We start from the raw sequence: 15,482 nt of genomic DNA, 5'->3' as shown, positions 1-15,482 counted from the left end.
CCATTATTTCTGGGGCACTTCATGCAAAATTCAATCGGCGCACCAAAGCAGAGGCTCAGCCTCAGCGATCCAAAAGTGCGTGCGTGGCTATTTCAGATCATCACCATTGTGGCGGTGGTCTCGATGGGCTGGTATCTGTTCGATAACACGCAGACCAACCTTCAGCACCGGGGCATCACCTCGGGTTTCAGCTTTCTTGAGCGCAGCGCCGGTTTCGGTATTGCTCAGCACCTGATCGACTACACCGAATCGGACACCTATGCCCGAGTGTTTGTCATCGGTCTGCTCAATACCCTGTTGGTGACCTTCATTGGCGTCATCCTGGCGACGATCCTGGGCTTCATCGTCGGCGTTTCCCGGCTGTCGCAGAACTGGATCATCAGCAAATTGGCGACCGTCTACGTCGAGGTCTTCCGTAACATTCCGCCGCTGCTGCAGATTCTGTTCTGGTACTTCGCGGTGTTCCTGACTATGCCAGGGCCGCGCAACAGTCATAACTTCGGCGACACCTTCTTCGTCAGCAGTCGTGGCTTGAACATGCCGGCAGCCCTGATCTCCCACGGTTTCTGGCCGTTCGTGGTCAGCGTCGTGGTGGCCATCGTCGCCATCGTGCTGATGTGCCGCTGGGCCAACAAGCGATTCGAAGCGACCGGCGTGCCGTTCCACAAGTTCTGGACCGGCCTTGCAATGTTTCTGGTGATTCCTGCGTTGTGCGCGCTGATCTTCGGCGCTCCTCTGCATTGGGAAATGCCCCAGCTGCAAGGCTTCAACTTCGTCGGTGGCTGGGTGTTGATCCCGGAACTGCTGGCCTTGACCCTGGCCCTGACGGTGTACACGGCGGCATTTATTGCCGAGATCGTGCGCTCGGGCATCAAGTCGGTCAGCCATGGCCAGACCGAAGCAGCCCGTTCCCTGGGCCTGCGCAATGGTCCGACCTTGCGTAAGGTGATCATCCCGCAAGCGTTGCGTGTGATCATTCCGCCGCTGACCAGCCAATACCTGAACCTGGCGAAGAACTCCTCGCTGGCCGCCGGTATCGGTTATCCGGAAATGGTCTCGCTGTTTGCCGGTACGGTGCTGAACCAGACCGGGCAGGCGATCGAGGTTATCGCCATCACCATGAGCGTGTACCTGGCGATCAGCATCAGCATTTCCCTGCTGATGAACTGGTACAACAAGCGCATTGCGCTGATCGAGCGGTGAGGAAGCGCACATGACGATTCATATTTTCAAACCTGACATGCCAGCACCGAGCAGTAGCATCGGTATCGTGGCGTGGATGCGCACGCACATGTTTTCCAGCTGGATCAACACCCTGCTGACGCTGTTCGCGTTCTACCTGATTTATCTGGTAGTTCCGCCGATCCTCCATTGGGCGATTCTCGACGCCAACTGGGTCGGCACTACCCGAGCCGATTGCACCAAGGGCGGCGCCTGCTGGGTGTTCATCCAACAGCGCTTCGGCCAGTTCATGTACGGCTACTACCCGACTGACTTGCGTTGGCGTGTGGACCTGACCGTGTGGCTGGCAGTGATTGGCGTGGCGCCATTGTTCATCGCGCGTGTCCGGCACAAGGCGATTTACGGCCTGAGCTTTCTGGTGCTCTATCCGATCATTGCCTACTTCCTGCTGCATGGCGGTATTTTTGGCCTGACCAACATAGCAACCAGCCAATGGGGCGGCCTGATGCTGACCCTGGTGATCGCCACTGTCGGGATCGCCGGTGCCTTGCCACTGGGGATTGTGCTGGCGCTGGGTCGCCGCTCGAACATGCCGGCGATTCGTGTGGTCTGCGTGACCTTTATCGAGTTCTGGCGTGGGGTGCCGTTGATCACCGTGCTGTTCATGTCCTCGGTGATGCTGCCGCTGTTCCTGCCTGAAGGCATGAACTTCGACAAGCTGCTGCGGGCCTTGATCGGGGTGATTCTGTTCCAGTCGGCCTATGTGGCCGAGGTGGTGCGCGGTGGCCTGCAAGCGATTCCCAAAGGTCAGTATGAAGCCGCTGCAGCGATGGGTCTCGGTTACTGGCGCAGCATGGGCCTGGTGATTCTGCCGCAAGCCTTGAAACTGGTAATTCCGGGCATCGTTAACACTTTTATTGCGCTGTTCAAGGACACGAGCCTGGTGATCATCATCGGCCTGTTCGACCTGCTCAACAGCGTCAAGCAAGCCGCCGCCGACCCGAAATGGCTGGGCATGGCCACCGAAGGCTATGTGTTCGCAGCCCTGGTGTTCTGGATTTTCTGTTTTGGTATGTCCCGCTATTCCATGCATTTGGAACGTAAGCTGGACACAGGCCACAAGCGCTAAATCGCTACCTAATTTAGGAAGTTTTGTGATGAGTGAAGCGATCAAACAGCCGATGAGCCCTGAAGGCATTATTCAGATGCAGGGCGTGAACAAGTGGTACGGCCAGTTCCACGTATTGAAAGACATCAACCTGAACGTCAAACAGGGCGAGCGTATCGTCCTGTGCGGCCCGTCGGGTTCCGGTAAATCGACCACCATTCGTTGCCTTAATCGTCTGGAAGAACACCAGCAGGGCCGCATCGTGGTTGATGGCGTGGAGCTGACCAACGACCTCAAGCAGATCGAAGCGATCCGTCGTGAAGTCGGCATGGTGTTCCAGCACTTCAACCTGTTTCCACACCTGACCATCCTGCAGAACTGCACGCTGGCGCCGATGTGGGTGCGCAAGCTGCCCAAGCGCAAGGCCGAAGAAATAGCCATGCATTACCTGGAGCGCGTGCGTATTCCAGAGCAGGCGCACAAATTCCCGGGGCAGCTTTCCGGCGGTCAGCAGCAGCGTGTGGCGATTGCCCGTGCCTTGTGCATGAAGCCGAAAATCATGCTGTTCGATGAGCCGACCTCGGCGCTCGATCCGGAGATGGTGAAAGAGGTTCTGGACACCATGATCGGCTTGGCCGAAGACGGCATGACCATGCTCTGCGTGACACACGAAATGGGCTTCGCCCGTACCGTGGCCAACCGGGTGATCTTCATGGACAAAGGCGAAATCGTCGAACAGGCCGCACCGAACGACTTCTTCGACAACCCGCAGAATGAACGGACCAAGCTGTTCTTGAGCCAGATTCTGCATTGATCCAGCCCAAGCGTTGAATAAACCCGGACCTGTTCCGGGTTTATTTTTTCCTGCATTGGGTGCTCAGGAAGCCGTAAGGGTTTCGTGCTCTTTATGCACAGTCGTTTTGAATTGTCTTAGGTCCGTACCTTCACCCAAGGTTTTTGCATCGATGAGCAAATGCGGATAACGATCAAGCAGTCGCATCAGCAGCATCAACGCCTTTGGCGGGAGTATTTCGCCCCGCTCGTAACGGGAAAGCGCGTTGTGCCCGCCACCGGACAGCAGTTGTATCGTCTCTTTTTGTGAAAGGTGCAATTTTCTGCGGATGCGCTTCATTTCGGCACCGATCATCTGTCTGGCAGCGATGACCAGCTCATCGCCTGCGTCCGCATAGCGCCTGGAGCAGTTGGGATCGAATTCGACTTCCCCGCATGCTTGACACTCCCATCCAGAGAGATCGTCTACTCGACGTTGGAGGTTTTTAACCTCCAGGGTTTCGCTACGCCCCTTGAAATAGCGCATTCCCTCAGGGGCGCCACAAGTGAAGCATTGCCGTGTTTTCATAGGTCTTTCTCCTTGAAGGAGATTACCGGAGGGCCTCCGCCGGGGCGATAAGTCACCTTGATGTAAATCTCCAGGCCGTGTGAATTGATGTGGTAAACGTCTTGCCATACTCGATGATCGGCATAGGTGGTCATCGACTTGTAGAGCGTCTTTCCTTGCAGTCCGAAAATGACCTCTTGCATCTCTGTGAGGGTTAAGCCGAGTCTCCAGCCGCTGCTTTTTGCGGTACTGGTAAATGCGAGCTCACCAAGCCGCATGACATCGGCCTTGACCACAGCCAGGTCGTAATGAGGTGTGTTCTTTTCCATAAGACACTTCAACCCTACAATAAAAATTACCCTTAAAGGGTAATTTTAACAATCGAAAATCCCGCTCCTTTTCCTGCCCTCTAACCGTAGGCGGTTGCCGCCTCGGACGAAGCTGACTAACATGTCAGAAAATTCATCCTATGATTGGATGAAAGGGCGAGTTCTATGTCAGATATTTCTCCATTAATTAAGCGTTCTCTGGTCGACCAGGCTCTGGAACAGTTACGCCTGCGCATCAATGAAGGCACCTGGACGGTCGGCCAGCGTTTACCCACCGAACCAGAGCTGGCGCTCGAGCTGGGCATCAGCCGCAACACTGTGCGTGAGGCCATGCGGGTGTTGGCGTTTTCCGGACTGATCGAGATTCGCCAGGGCGACGGCAGTTACCTGCGGGCGGTGGTCGATCCGCTGGACACCATGAAGGCGTTGTCGCGTTGCTCCCATGAGCAGGCCCGTGAGACCCGGCACATTCTTGAAGTCGAGGCCATCGGCCTGGCGGCGTTGCGGCGCACGGATGAAGACCTCAAAGCGCTGCATGAAGCGCTTGGCGTCAGTGGCAGTCACTACCACGGCGACCTCGACAGCTACATCGCGTGCGATCTGGTGTTTCACCGACGCCTGGTGGATGCCGCGCACAACCCGACCTTGAGCGAACTGTACCGCTACTTTTCCAGCATTGTCGGCGCGCACTTGCGCCAGACCCTGAGCATCACACCGCGGCGCCAGGAGGTGTTCGACTTGCACATCGAACTGCTTAACGCCGTCGAGAAACGAGACCCGGAACGGGCCAAAGCCATTTGCCGGAAGCTGATCAATGAACCTTGAAACCGAGAACCCCATGTCCGGCCCGCAGGCCGGCAACATCACAACGCCTAAACGCACGGCGGAGTTAGAAGAGCTGCTGATCGATGCCGAGGCCGATGACGAACAGGTCCAGCACAGCCATCCCGTCCTGCGCCGCCCATGGCTGTTGCTACTGGGATTGATTCTGGTCGCATTGAACCTGCGTCCAGCGCTGTCGAGCATGGCGCCGTTGCTCAGCGAAGTCTCCAAAAGCCTTGGCCTGTCGGCAGCGCAAGCGGGTCTGCTGACTACGTTGCCGGTGCTCTGCCTTGGCCTGTTCGCTCCACTGGCGCCGATTCTGGCGCGGCGTTTTGGGGCCGAGCGGGTGGTGCTGGGCATCCTGCTGACCTTGGCCTGCGGGATCATTCTGCGCAGTTCGTTTGGTGAGACCGGCTTGTTTGCCGGCAGCATTCTGGCCGGTGCCAGTATCGGTGTGATCGGCGTGTTGCTGCCGGGTATCGTCAAGCGCGACTTCGCCAAACATGCCGGGACGATGACCGGTGTTTATACGATGGCGCTGTGCCTGGGCGCGGCCATGGCTGCGGGGGCGACGGTGCCCCTCAGTCAGCATTTCGAGGGCAGCTGGGCCATGGGCCTGGGTTTCTGGATCCTGCCTGCGCTGGTTGCGGCGGTGTTCTGGTTGCCACAAGTCGGGCACAAACACGGTGCGCACCATGTGGCCTATCGAGTGCGCGGTTTACTGCGTGATCCGTTGGCCTGGCAAGTGACTCTGTACATGGGCCTGCAATCCTCGCTGGCGTATATCGTCTTCGGCTGGTTGCCCTCGATCCTGATCGGTCGTGGCCTGACGCCGACGCAGGCGGGTCTGGTGTTGTCCGGCTCGGTCATCGTCCAATTGGCCAGTTCGCTGGCTGCACCTTGGCTGGCAACCCGTGGCAAGGATCAGCGTCTGGCAATAGTGGTGGTAATGGCACTGGTGATGGCGGGTTTGTTTGGCTGTTTATATGCGCCGCTCGAAGGCTTGTGGGGTTGGGCGATTCTGCTTGGTCTGGGGCAGGGCGGGTCGTTCAGCCTGGCGCTGACCCTGATCGTTTTGCGCTCGCGCGATGCTCATGTGGCGGCCAATCTGTCAGGCATGGCCCAAGGCATCGGTTACACCCTGGCCTCCATGGGGCCGTTCGCGGTTGGCCTGGTGCATGACCTGACTGGCGGCTGGACGGCGCTGGGCTGGATCTTCGGTGGGGTGGGTATCGCCGCGATCCTGGCCGGCCTCGGCGCCGGGCGTTCGCTGTACGTTCACGTCGTCAGCGAGAAGGTCTAAAACAAACGCACTGTCGGTATTCCTGCCACGAATGCCGATAGTTTTCACCGCGTTTGCAGATTATCGTGCAGGCATCCTTTCGATTCTTCGGAGCCTCTCCATGAGTGATGCCCACAGCGCATTGATCACTGAGTTCTATAAAGCTTTCCAGCGGCTGGATGCCGAGGCCATGAGCGCCTGCTACACCGAGGACGTGGTGTTCAGTGACCCTGCGTTTGGCGAGTTGCGCGGCCGCGATGCCGGCGACATGTGGCGCATGCTGACCACTCGGGCCAAGGACTTCTCCCTGACCTTCGATAATGTCCGTAGCGATGAGCGCACCGGCGGCGCCCATTGGGTGGCGACTTACCTGCTCAGTCAGACCGGCAACATTGTGGTCAACGATATTCAGGCGCGCTTTGTTTTTCGCGACGGCAAGATCTGCGAGCATCACGACCACTTCGATCTGTGGCGCTGGTCGCGGCAGGCGTTGGGCACTAAAGGCCTGTTGCTGGGCTGGACACCCTTGGTGAGAAACGCCGTCCGGGCCCAGGCCTTGAAAGGGTTGAGGGCGTTCCAGACCAGTCGTTAATGGCAGACCTCTGATAAGATCGCCGCTCATTTGCACAAGCCTTGATCGTCACGTGAACAGTAGCGTCGAATCCCCCAGTATCAGCGTCGAACCAGAGACCTCGGTCAGCAAACCGTGGTTCGTCTATCTGGTTCGCGCGGCCAATGGCTCGCTGTATTGCGGGGTCAGTGATGATCCCGTGCGACGTTTCGCGACCCATCAAAGCGGCAAGGGCGCGCGCTTCTTTCTTTCCAGCCCGGCGGTGGCATTGGTCTACACCGAAGTCTGCCGCGACAAGGGTGAAGCCCTGCGTCAGGAACGCTTGATCAAAAAACTCAAAAAAAGCGCCAAGGAATGTCTGGTGGCGAGCGCCTCGAAGGACTTATCAATCTGACTGATATGCGCCCATCAGGCTGATGGGTAGGCTGCTTTCCATTTGCGCGCTAAGCTGCTCGTTCCTACTCGTCCGGCGGACTCCAGCATGTCAGAGTTGATTCTTCATCATTACTCCACGTCTCTCTTTGCGGAAAAAGCCCGTCTCTTGCTGGGGTTCAAGGGGCTGTCCTGGCGCTCGGTCAATATCTCCCCAGTGATGCCAAAGCCGGATCTGACTGCATTGACAGGCGGCTATCGCAAGACCCCGGTGCTGCAAGTCGGCGCCGACATCTACTGTGATACCGCGCTGATCGCCCGTCGCCTCGAGCAGGAAAAATCCTCGCCGACCCTGTTCCCGGAAGGAAAGGAACTGGTTGTCTCGGCATTCGCTGCCTGGGCTGATTCGGTAGTTTTCCAGCATGCGGTGAGCCTGGTTTTTCAGCCGGAATCGATAGCGGTGCGTTTCTCCAGGATGGCGCCCGAAGAGATCAAATACTTTGTCGCTGACCGTGCCGGTTTGTTCGCAGGCGGCAGTGCTACCCGATTATCAGCAGAGCTGGCCAAGCATCAATGGCCGACGATCATGGGGCGGTTCGAGCAGCAGTTGCAGAGAGAGGAGGGCGACTTCCTGTTCGGTGAACCGTCGATTGCCGACTTTGCCCTGGCGCACACATTGTGGTTTCTCAAAGCCACGCCGGTGACCGCACCCTATGTCGACAAATATCCGGCGGTCTCTGCCTGGCTTGGTCGCGTATTGAGTTTTGGTCATGGAGCGTCAAACGAGATGAGTTCGACCGAGGCTCTGGAGATTGCACGCCAGGCCACGCCGGCCGCTTTGCCGGATGAGCAGTTCGTAGATCCGAATGGCTTCAAGGCTGGTCAACAAGTGGTAATCGCCGCAACAGACTATGGCGTTGATCCGGTGGCCGGCGAGTTGCTGTTTGCCGGCAGCGAAGAGCTGATCCTGCGCCGCGAGGATGAACGGGGCGGTGTGGTGCATGTGCACTTCCCGCGGTTTGGCTTTCGCATCGAAGCACGCTGACGTACAAATGTGGGAGCGAGCCTGCTCGCGATAGCGGTGTGTCATTCACATTGATGCTGAATGTGCTGCTGCAATCGCGAGCAGGCTCGCTCCCACCGTTATTTCAAAGCGGCAAGAATCTCATCCGGGTCATACCCGCGAATCAACGTCCCGTTCACATCCAGCAGCGGAATCCCTCGTCCGAGGGCTTCGTAGGCTTTGCGTGCCTCGGCATTCTTCTCGATGTCGAACTCCTTGTACGGGATGCCTTTCTGGTCAAGGAAACGCCGGGTCAGCTTGCAGTAGCCACACCAGTCGGTGGCGTAGAGCACGACCTTGGCATTGGTCTGGGTCTGCTCGGACACGGCCGCTCGAGGGTTGAACACCCGCTCGATCTTGCCCCAGTTCTGGTAAACCACGACCACCAGCACTATCAGCAGGAATTTCTTCAGCATCCCGTTCAACATCAGTTACGACGCTTGAGCTGGTCGGTCAATTGGGTCGGCAAGCCCTTGATGATCAGCGTGCCGGCTTCTTCGTCGTATTCGATCTTCGATCCCAGCAGGTGCGCTTCGAAGCTGATGGACAAACCCTCGGCGCGACCGGTGAAGCGGCGGAACTGGTTGAGGGTGCGTTTATCTGCCGGGATTTCCGGCGACAGGCCGTAGTCCTTGTTGCGGATGTGGTCGTAGAACGCTTTCGGGCGCTCTTCGTCGATCAGTTCGGACAACTCTTCCAGGCCCATCGGCTCGCCCATTTTGGCCTGACTGCTGGCGTAGTCCACCAGGGTCTTGGTCTTCTCCCGTGCGGACTCTTCCGGCAGGTCTTCGCTTTCGACGAAGTCGCTGAAGGCCTTGAGCAGTGTGCGAGTCTCACCGGGGCCATCGACACCTTCCTGGCAGCCGATGAAGTCGCGGAAGTACTCCGAGACCTTTTTGCCGTTCTTGCCTTTGATAAAGGAGATGTATTGCTTGGACTGCTTGTTGTTCTGCCACTCGGAGACGTTGATTCGCGCTGCCAGGTGCAACTGGCCCAGATCAAGGTGGCGGGACGGGGTCACGTCCAGCTCGGCGTTCACCGCTACGCCTTCGCTGTGGTGCAACAGGGCGATGGCCAGGTAATCGGTCATGCCTTGCTGGTAATGAGCAAACAGCACGTGGCCGCCGACCGAGAGGTTGGATTCTTCCATCAACTTTTGCAGGTGTTCGACTGCGACACGGCTAAAGGCGGTGAAATCCTTGCCGCCGTCGAGGTATTCCTTCAGCCAGCCGCTGAAAGGGTGTGCCCCGGACTCAGCATGGAAAAAACCCCAGGCCTTGCCTTGCTTGGCGTTGTAGCTCTCATTGAGGTCGGCGAGCATGTTCTCGATGGCCGCAGACTCAGCCAGTTCAGAGTCACGAGCGTGGAGAACTGCAGGTGTGCCGTCGGGTTTTTTGTCGATCAGGTGGACGATGCAATGACGGATCGGCATGGGCTTCTCGGCTGGTTGGATGGGGGAGGGCGAGCTCCCCAAAAAAGTGCCCAGTGTACCGCACCTGCTGGTTTTGGCGTTGTCCGGCGGCCGTTTCGAGGCTGTCGGACCGGCGTTATGCAATTTTTTACGGTTTTAGTGCGATAAAGCTGACCAAATGGGTAGGTAGAGGCGGATATTTCCCCGTCTCTGTGCTAGTTTTGCCCCGTCTTACGCGCAGTAATGGCGTTAAGCGTGCATTCAGCATTTGTCAGGTCGAACCAAACCCCGATTTTGGTATCTATAACCCCGATCCGTCGTGGTTGTGGCCGGGGGGCCAGATCCTGAAGATCTGGATCGATGGCTGACACTGCACTCTGCAATCCAAATGAATTTGATAGGGAAGGAACACCACAATGGCTATTACTAAAGACCAACTGATCGCTGATATCGCTGAAGCCATCGACGCGCCTAAAACCACCGCGCGTAACGCTCTGGACCAGCTGGCCCAAATCGTTGCTGATCAATTGGAAAATGGCGGCGAAATCACTCTGCCAGGTATTGGCAAACTGAAAGTGACCGAGCGTCCTGCCCGTACTGGCCGTAACCCATCGACTGGCGCTGCCATCGAAATCGCTGCCAAGAAAGTTATCAAGCTGGTCGTGGCTAAAGGCCTGACTGACGCTGTTAACAAGTAAGACGCAGTAAAAAACCGTGCTCCGGAACATTCCGGGCACGGTTTTTTTGTGCCTGCGATTCAAGCGATTGACCTGGGGGGCAATCGCTGTTTCAGCCGCGACTCAGCCCTTGCGAACCCAACGTTCGCGCCAGACCTGCTGCTCGGATTTAGTCTGGAAGGTCCAGGCGACGAAGCGGCTTTGCTTCTGCCCTTGGGACATCTCCACGACCTGGCTTTCCAGTACGCCGGCCTTTTTCAGCGCCGTCTGGATCGCAGGCAGGTTTGAGGCTTTCGAAACCAGGGTGCTGAACCACAGCACTTTGTGCTGAAAGTGTGCGCTCTCGGCGATCAGTTGCGTCACAAACCGTGCTTCGCCACCTTCACACCACAGTTCTGCCGATTGACCGCCAAAGTTCAGCACCGGCAGTTTGCGTTTCGGGTCGGCGCGACCCAGCGCCCGCCATTTACGCTCGCTGCCCTTGGTGGCCTCGTCCATCGAGGCGTGGAACGGCGGGTTGCACATGGTCAGGTCAAAGCGTTCGCCGGGTTCGAGCAGGCCCAGCAGAATGTGCTTGGGATTGCTTTGCAGGCGCAACTGGATGGCTTTGTTTAGCCCGTTGGACTGCACGATGGCTTTGGCGGCGGCCACGGCCGTCGGGTCGATTTCCGAGCCAAGGAAGTGCCAGCGGTAGTCGCTGTAGCCGATCAACGGGTAGACGCAGTTGGCGCCCATGCCGATATCGAGCACCTTGACCGGCGCGCCACGAGGGATCTCGCCGTCGTTGACACTGGCCAGCAGATCGGCCAGAAAGTGCACGTAGTCCGCACGACCCGGCACCGGTGGGCACAGATAGTCGGCCGGGATATCCCAATGGGCAATACCGTAGAACGACTTGAGCAGCGCCCGGTTGAACACCCGAACCGCGTCGGGGCTGGCGAAGTCGATGCTTTCCTTGCCGTACGGGTTGATGATCACGAACTGCGCCAGTTCAGGCGTGGTTTTGATCAGCGCCGGGAAGTCGTAACGACCCTGATGGCGATTGCGCGGATGCAGGCTGGCCTTCTCGCGCGGCTCTACGGCCTTGGCCGGGGTCGCGGATTCAGGCTTTTTACGCGCAGGTTTTGGTGTGCGGGGGGCGTTCATGGGCGTGATCGATTCGGGTATGGCTAAAAGTGGCGGGTATTGTCCCACATCAGCCCGGTATTGATGACAAAAGTGCGGACAACACCGATTAAATGTGGGAGCGGGCTTGCTCGCGAAGGCGGTTTAATATTCAACATTGATATCGACTGGCACATCGCTTTCGCGAGCAAGCCCGCTCCCACATTAGTTTTTCGGTGTTTGGGACAAAGCGGCAGGCAAAAAAAGGGAGGCCACATGGGCCTCCCTTTTTTCTTTGTGATTTGCCGTTACAAACTGGCAATCCGCGCATGCTGCTCGGCCAGCTTGCCCAGAGCCTGTTCGGCTTCGGCCAGTTTGGCGCGCTCTTTGTCGATGACTTCGGCCGGAGCCTTGTCAACGAACGCCGCGTTGGACAGCTTGCCGCCGACACGCTGTACTTCGCCTTGCAGGCGCTGGATTTCCTTGTCCAGGCGCGCAAGTTCGGCTGCCTTGTCGATCAGGCCGGCCATTGGCACCAGCACTTCCATCTCGCCGACCAGGGCGGTAGCGGACAGCGGTGCTTCGGCGCCTGGGGCGAGAATCGTGATCGATTCAAGCTTGGCCAGCTTCTTGAGCAATGCATCGTTTTCGGTCAGACGACGCTGATCTTCGCTGCTGACGTTTCTCAGGAACAGCTGCAATGGCTTGCCCGGGCCGATATTCATCTCTGCGCGGATGTTGCGCGTGGCGAGCATCAGGCCCTTGAGCCATTCGATATCGTCTTCAGCGGCCGGATCAATGCGCGCTTCGTTCGCCACCGGCCACGGTTGCAGCATGATGGTCTTGCCTTCGATACCGGCCAGCGGCGCCAGGCGCTGCCAGATTTCTTCGGTGATAAACGGCATGAACGGGTGCGCCAGGCGCAGGGCAACTTCCAGCACGCGAACCAGCGTGCGACGAGTGCCGCGCTGACGTTCGATCGGCGCGTTCTCGTCCCACAGCACAGGTTTGGACAGTTCCAGGTACCAGTCGCAATACTGGTTCCAGATGAACTCGTACAGCGCCTGAGCAGCCAGGTCGAAACGGAACTGGTCGAGTTGGCGGGTCACTTCAGCTTCGGTGCGCTGCAGCTGCGAAATGATCCAGCGATCGGCCAGGGACAGTTCGACTTCTTCGCCGTTCTGACCGCAGTCCTCGCCTTTATCGAGCACGTAGCGCGCTGCGTTCCAGATCTTGTTGCAGAAGTTGCGATAGCCTTCGACGCGGCCCATGTCGAACTTGATGTCGCGGCCGGTGGAGGCCAGCGAGCAGAACGTGAAGCGCAGGGCGTCGGTGCCGTAGCTGGCGATACCGTCAGCAAACTCATCACGGGTCTGCTTTTCGATTTTCTTCAGCAGTTTTGGCTGCATTAGACCGGTGGTGCGTTTCTCGACCAGTGCTTCGAGTTCGATACCGTCGATGATGTCCAGCGGGTCCAGGACGTTGCCCTTGGACTTGGACATCTTCTGGCCCTGGCCATCGCGGACCAGGCCGTGCACATAGACGGTCTTGAACGGAACTTGCGGTGTGCCGTCTTCGTTTTTCACCAGGTGCATGGTGAGCATGATCATCCGGGCGACCCAGAAGAAAATGATGTCGAAACCCGTCACCAGAACGTCGGTGGAGTGGAACTTCTTCAGGAACTCGGTCTGCTGCGGCCAACCCAGGGTGGAGAAGGTCCACAGGCCTGAGCTGAACCAGGTGTCGAGAACGTCGTTGTCCTGTTGCAGCGCTACGTCCGGGCCAAGGTTGTTTTTGGCACGCACTTCAGCTTCGTCGCGACCTACATACACTTTGCCCGACTCGTCGTACCAGGCCGGAATCCGGTGGCCCCACCACAGCTGACGGCTGATGCACCAATCCTGGATATCGCGCATCCACGAGAAGTACATGTTTTCGTACTGCTTGGGCACGAAGGCAATCCGGCCGTCTTCAACGGCGGCAATCGCAGGTTCGGCCAGAGGCTTGGTGGAGACGTACCACTGGTCGGTCAGCCACGGCTCGATGATGGTCCCGGAACGGTCGCCTTTCGGCACTTTCAGGGCGTGATCGTCGACGCTGACCAGCAGGCCCGCAGCTTCGAAGTCGGCAACGATTTCCTTGCGTGCCTGGAAGCGGTTGAGACCGGCGTATTGGGCGGGCAGTGTGCCGTCGATCTGCTCGTTGAGCGTGCCGTCAAGGTTGAACACCTGAGCGGCCGGCAATACATCGGCGTTCTTGTCGAAAATGTTCAGCAGCGGCAGGTTGTGGCGTTTGCCGACTTCATAATCGTTGAAATCGTGGGCCGGGGTGATTTTCACGCAGCCGGTGCCGAATTCAGGATCGCAGTAATCGTCGGCGATGATCGGGATGCGACGGCCAACCAGCGGCAAGTCGACAAACTTGCCGATCAGGGCTTTATAACGCTCATCGTCCGGGTTCACCGCGACAGCGGCGTCGCCGAGCATGGTTTCCGGGCGAGTGGTGGCGACGATCAGGTAATCCAGACCTTCAGCGGTCTTGGCACCGTCGGCCAACGGGTAACGCAGGTTCCACAGGGAGCCTTTCTCGTCATGGTTTTCCACTTCGAGGTCAGAGATCGCTGTGTGCAGTTTGGTATCCCAGTTGACCAGACGCTTGCCGCGGTAGATCAGGCCGTCTTCGTGCAAGCGCACAAAGGCTTCTTTTACGGCTTCCGAAAGACCGTCGTCCATGGTGAAGCGCTCACGGCTCCAGTCCACGGACGAGCCGAGGCGACGGATCTGGCGGCTGATGTTGCCGCCGGACTGATCCTTCCATTCCCAGACTTTCTCGAGGAATTTTTCGCGGCCCAGGTCATGGCGGTTCTGGCCTTGGGCTTCGAGCTGACGCTCCACCAGCATTTGCGTGGCGATACCGGCATGGTCGGTGCCCGGCTGCCACAGGGTGTTGCGACCCTGCATGCGGCGGAAGCGGATCAGCGCATCCATGATTGCGTTGTTGAAGCCATGGCCCATGTGCAGGCTGCCAGTGACGTTCGGGGGCGGAATCATGATGGTGTAGGAATCGCCCGCGCCTTGCGGAGCGAAATAATTCTCGGACTCCCAGGTGTTGTACCAGGAAGTTTCAATGGCGTGCGGCTGGTAGGTCTTATCCATGCGCGGCGGGACCCTATTGGCATTTATTCAGGAAAAGCCGGCAAGTATAGCGGGGATGTTCGGTTGGGCGTAGAGCGAGGTGACGGTGGGCGAACTAAAACTTTCGCGAAATTTGTGCTGCCGGGCTTTTGTGGTGAGGGTGCTTGCTCCCTCACCACAAAAATTGCAGTAGGGGGTCAGAACTGATACTGGCTCAACAACCGTTCCATCCGCGCGTCGAGGCGCCGTTTGATTTCGGTTTCGATGTGCGGAGCGAAGTCGTCGATCACGTCTTGCATGATCAGTAGTGCGGCGGCGCGCAGTTCGCTGTCCAGGTGCAAGAGCGCATCGGGACCTTTGTTGACGGCGGGTGCTGGCGCCGGAGCAGGCGCTGCGACTGGCGCTGGTGTCGGTTGCTCTGCGGCCTGTTCGGCGGTGTCGGCTGGCTTCTTGCCACCGACCATGTCAGACAGCAGAGGAATTTGCACATCGCTGGCAACCGTTTCGGTCAGCAGCGGTGGTTGCAGGTTGTCATCGCCGAGCAGTTGGCGGATCGACTCAAGGTCATCCAGCAGGTGCGCGGACTTTTGTTGCGGGTTTGGAGTGTCCATCGGGTGCTCAGAGTCGCTGTAGACGGTGATCTTGCAGAGAATAGCCCTGTTCGCGGTAGAAACGGAAACTCTCCCGCGCGGCCTGACGAATAGTAGGGTCTTCGACCACGACTTCTGCCACACGGGCGAAGCGTTGGGCAAATGTCGGGACTTTCAGGTCCAGATTGACCAGCAGATCCTGATGTTGTCCACAGTCTTCGCCAAGACCGAGAACAATCAAGCCGTCCGGTTCGCTTTCGGCGGGACCATGGGGCACAAAGCTTTCGCCTTTGAAGCTCCACAAGCGAGCGTCGAGATCGTCACGCTGGGCCGCGTCGCTGCAATGCAGATAGACCCGGTGCCCAAGGCGCCAGGCTTTTTCGGTGAGTTTGCAGGCGAAGTCCAGGCGCGCGGAAGGATCGGCGCTGGGCAGAATGTAAAAGTCGACTTTGGTCATTGCAGGTCCCGACGCCTGCGCGGCGTCATCCGTGGATGACG

At 58.3% G+C, this 15,482-nt stretch carries 17 protein-coding genes; 9 read left to right on the top strand and 8 right to left on the bottom strand.

Translation table 11 applies throughout. From position 1 onward, the window contains the following. Nucleotides 1-21 precede the first annotated feature (21 nt). From ACN1C3_RS29420 to ACN1C3_RS29410, 3 genes are read left to right on the top strand one after another with little or no spacing between them, the layout of a single operon-like run. The gene (locus tag ACN1C3_RS29420) at nucleotides 22-1,203 is read left to right on the top strand and encodes an amino acid ABC transporter permease (RefSeq protein WP_419119225.1); all 1,182 of its coding nucleotides are present in this window, start codon (nucleotides 22-24) and stop codon (nucleotides 1,201-1,203) included. Between the two features lie 10 nt (nucleotides 1,204-1,213). Then, nucleotides 1,214-2,311 (top strand): amino acid ABC transporter permease, encoded by a 1,098-nt coding sequence (locus ACN1C3_RS29415; RefSeq protein WP_419119224.1) that lies wholly within the window; start codon nucleotides 1,214-1,216, stop codon nucleotides 2,309-2,311. Between the two features lie 28 nt (nucleotides 2,312-2,339). Beyond that, nucleotides 2,340-3,104: an amino acid ABC transporter ATP-binding protein gene (locus ACN1C3_RS29410; protein WP_419119223.1), complete on the top strand. Its 765-nt coding sequence runs from the start codon at nucleotides 2,340-2,342 to the stop codon at nucleotides 3,102-3,104. A 63-nt stretch (nucleotides 3,105-3,167) separates the two neighbouring features. On the opposite strand, the gene ACN1C3_RS29405 is transcribed toward ACN1C3_RS29410, so the two are convergent. Then, nucleotides 3,168-3,650, bottom strand: a complete 483-nt coding sequence (locus ACN1C3_RS29405; RefSeq protein WP_419119222.1) for a type II TA system antitoxin MqsA family protein — start codon at nucleotides 3,648-3,650, stop codon at nucleotides 3,168-3,170. Beyond that, nucleotides 3,647-3,958: a type II toxin-antitoxin system MqsR family toxin gene (locus ACN1C3_RS29400; protein WP_419119221.1), complete on the bottom strand. Its 312-nt coding sequence runs from the start codon at nucleotides 3,956-3,958 to the stop codon at nucleotides 3,647-3,649. Before ACN1C3_RS29400 ends, ACN1C3_RS29405 begins: the two co-directional genes overlap by 4 nt. Nucleotides 3,959-4,123: 165 nt before the next feature. Here ACN1C3_RS29400 and ACN1C3_RS29395 point away from each other — a divergent pair, with 165 nt between their 5' ends. The 5 genes from ACN1C3_RS29395 (at nucleotide 4,124) to ACN1C3_RS29375 (ending at nucleotide 8,050) form a co-directional block, all read left to right on the top strand. Continuing rightward, nucleotides 4,124-4,783: a FadR/GntR family transcriptional regulator gene (locus ACN1C3_RS29395; RefSeq protein ID WP_419119220.1), complete on the top strand. Its 660-nt coding sequence runs from the start codon at nucleotides 4,124-4,126 to the stop codon at nucleotides 4,781-4,783. Beyond that, entirely contained in the window at nucleotides 4,773-6,083 is a 1,311-nt protein-coding gene (locus tag ACN1C3_RS29390; protein ID WP_419119219.1) for a CynX/NimT family MFS transporter, read from the top strand. Before ACN1C3_RS29395 ends, ACN1C3_RS29390 begins: the two co-directional genes overlap by 11 nt. A 100-nt stretch (nucleotides 6,084-6,183) precedes the next feature. Then, nucleotides 6,184-6,654, top strand: coding sequence for a nuclear transport factor 2 family protein (locus tag ACN1C3_RS29385; RefSeq protein ID WP_419119218.1), 471 nt, complete (start codon nucleotides 6,184-6,186; stop codon nucleotides 6,652-6,654). A 52-nt stretch (nucleotides 6,655-6,706) separates the two neighbouring features. Next, entirely contained in the window at nucleotides 6,707-7,027 is a 321-nt protein-coding gene (locus ACN1C3_RS29380; RefSeq protein ID WP_419119217.1) for a GIY-YIG nuclease family protein, read from the top strand. 87 nt (nucleotides 7,028-7,114) lie between these two features. Then, entirely contained in the window at nucleotides 7,115-8,050 is a 936-nt protein-coding gene (locus tag ACN1C3_RS29375) for a glutathione S-transferase family protein (RefSeq protein ID WP_419119216.1), read from the top strand. 98 nt (nucleotides 8,051-8,148) lie between these two features. Here the strand turns inward: ACN1C3_RS29375 and ACN1C3_RS29370 are convergent, their stop codons facing one another. Together ACN1C3_RS29370 and yejK are read right to left on the bottom strand one after the other, a co-directional pair. Next, nucleotides 8,149-8,496 (bottom strand): glutaredoxin family protein, encoded by a 348-nt coding sequence (locus ACN1C3_RS29370; RefSeq protein ID WP_419119215.1) that lies wholly within the window; start codon nucleotides 8,494-8,496, stop codon nucleotides 8,149-8,151. Then, a complete protein-coding gene (yejK, locus tag ACN1C3_RS29365; RefSeq protein WP_419119214.1) occupies nucleotides 8,496-9,500 on the bottom strand; it encodes a nucleoid-associated protein YejK in 1,005 nt (334 codons plus the stop codon). The genes ACN1C3_RS29370 and yejK overlap by 1 nt, the downstream gene beginning before the upstream one ends. 395 nt (nucleotides 9,501-9,895) lie before the next feature. On the opposite strand from yejK, the gene ACN1C3_RS29360 reads away from it, so the two are divergent. Further along, nucleotides 9,896-10,177 (top strand): HU family DNA-binding protein, encoded by a 282-nt coding sequence (locus ACN1C3_RS29360; protein WP_003440137.1) that lies wholly within the window; start codon nucleotides 9,896-9,898, stop codon nucleotides 10,175-10,177. A 102-nt stretch (nucleotides 10,178-10,279) separates the two neighbouring features. On the opposite strand, the gene rlmF is transcribed toward ACN1C3_RS29360, so the two are convergent. The 4 genes from rlmF to ACN1C3_RS29340 form a co-directional block, all read right to left on the bottom strand. Then, entirely contained in the window at nucleotides 10,280-11,302 is a 1,023-nt protein-coding gene (gene rlmF, locus ACN1C3_RS29355; RefSeq protein ID WP_419119213.1) for a 23S rRNA (adenine(1618)-N(6))-methyltransferase RlmF, read from the bottom strand. Between the two features lie 266 nt (nucleotides 11,303-11,568). Then, entirely contained in the window at nucleotides 11,569-14,415 is a 2,847-nt protein-coding gene (locus ACN1C3_RS29350) for a valine--tRNA ligase (RefSeq protein ID WP_419119212.1), read from the bottom strand. 176 nt (nucleotides 14,416-14,591) lie between these two features. Next, nucleotides 14,592-15,005 (bottom strand): DNA polymerase III subunit chi, encoded by a 414-nt coding sequence (locus ACN1C3_RS29345; protein WP_419119211.1) that lies wholly within the window; start codon nucleotides 15,003-15,005, stop codon nucleotides 14,592-14,594. 7 nt (nucleotides 15,006-15,012) lie between these two features. Continuing rightward, nucleotides 15,013-15,441 (bottom strand): DNA polymerase III subunit chi, encoded by a 429-nt coding sequence (locus tag ACN1C3_RS29340; RefSeq protein WP_419119210.1) that lies wholly within the window; start codon nucleotides 15,439-15,441, stop codon nucleotides 15,013-15,015. Nucleotides 15,442-15,482: the final 41 nt, after the last annotated feature.

It is taken from the genome of Pseudomonas sp. H11T01 (genome assembly GCF_048515765.1).
In the GTDB taxonomy this organism is placed as follows: Bacteria; Pseudomonadota; Gammaproteobacteria; order Pseudomonadales; family Pseudomonadaceae; genus Aquipseudomonas.
This window is presented reverse-complemented; position numbering and strand designations above follow the sequence as displayed.

Coding starts and splice junctions, on each gene's coding strand:
- ACN1C3_RS29420 (WP_419119225.1), top strand. CDS start 22: ATGCAAAATTCAATCGGCGCACCAAAGCAGAGGCTCAGCCTCAGCGAT.
- ACN1C3_RS29415 (WP_419119224.1), top strand. CDS start 1,214: ATGACGATTCATATTTTCAAACCTGACATGCCAGCACCGAGCAGTAGC.
- ACN1C3_RS29410 (WP_419119223.1), top strand. CDS start 2,340: ATGAGTGAAGCGATCAAACAGCCGATGAGCCCTGAAGGCATTATTCAG.
- ACN1C3_RS29405 (WP_419119222.1), bottom strand. CDS start 3,650: ATGAAAACACGGCAATGCTTCACTTGTGGCGCCCCTGAGGGAATGCGC.
- ACN1C3_RS29400 (WP_419119221.1), bottom strand. CDS start 3,958: ATGGAAAAGAACACACCTCATTACGACCTGGCTGTGGTCAAGGCCGAT.
- ACN1C3_RS29395 (WP_419119220.1), top strand. CDS start 4,124: ATGTCAGATATTTCTCCATTAATTAAGCGTTCTCTGGTCGACCAGGCT.
- ACN1C3_RS29390 (WP_419119219.1), top strand. CDS start 4,773: ATGAACCTTGAAACCGAGAACCCCATGTCCGGCCCGCAGGCCGGCAAC.
- ACN1C3_RS29385 (WP_419119218.1), top strand. CDS start 6,184: ATGAGTGATGCCCACAGCGCATTGATCACTGAGTTCTATAAAGCTTTC.
- ACN1C3_RS29375 (WP_419119216.1), top strand. CDS start 7,115: ATGTCAGAGTTGATTCTTCATCATTACTCCACGTCTCTCTTTGCGGAA.
- ACN1C3_RS29370 (WP_419119215.1), bottom strand. CDS start 8,496: ATGTTGAACGGGATGCTGAAGAAATTCCTGCTGATAGTGCTGGTGGTC.
- yejK (WP_419119214.1), bottom strand. CDS start 9,500: ATGCCGATCCGTCATTGCATCGTCCACCTGATCGACAAAAAACCCGAC.
- ACN1C3_RS29360 (WP_003440137.1), top strand. CDS start 9,896: ATGGCTATTACTAAAGACCAACTGATCGCTGATATCGCTGAAGCCATC.
- rlmF (WP_419119213.1), bottom strand. CDS start 11,302: ATGAACGCCCCCCGCACACCAAAACCTGCGCGTAAAAAGCCTGAATCC.
- ACN1C3_RS29350 (WP_419119212.1), bottom strand. CDS start 14,415: ATGGATAAGACCTACCAGCCGCACGCCATTGAAACTTCCTGGTACAAC.
- ACN1C3_RS29345 (WP_419119211.1), bottom strand. CDS start 15,005: ATGGACACTCCAAACCCGCAACAAAAGTCCGCGCACCTGCTGGATGAC.
- ACN1C3_RS29340 (WP_419119210.1), bottom strand. CDS start 15,441: ATGACCAAAGTCGACTTTTACATTCTGCCCAGCGCCGATCCTTCCGCG.